Raw genomic sequence first — 242 nt, forward strand, 5'->3', positions numbered from 1 at the left:
CTGGGGCTACCACGGATACGATTTCGGCAACGGCGCCGTTTCGATATTCCGCGAGCCCATGCCCTCGGAACAGGACGAAGCCCTTCTTCAGGAAGCCGCCGCTAAAATCGGCACAGAAAACAGCGGCGAGCAGCCGAAGATTATCCTTGTGCAATTGGAATCGCTGCAAGCTTCTGTGATCGGACAAGAAATCGGCGGTGAAGAGGTCACGCCTTACTTGAACACGCTGGAAGAAGAAATGG

At 55.0% G+C, this 242-nt stretch carries 1 protein-coding gene; it reads left to right on the plus strand.

Going from position 1 to position 242, the window contains the following annotated elements; translation table 11 throughout:
• Positions 1 to 242: hypothetical protein (locus R0J87_RS23995; protein WP_498889543.1), on the plus strand; the 242-nt coding region annotated here is incomplete at both ends.

This window comes from Halomonas sp. SIMBA_159 (assembly GCF_046536035.1).
GTDB classification, from domain to species: Bacteria; Pseudomonadota; Gammaproteobacteria; order Pseudomonadales; family Halomonadaceae; genus Vreelandella; species Vreelandella venusta_A.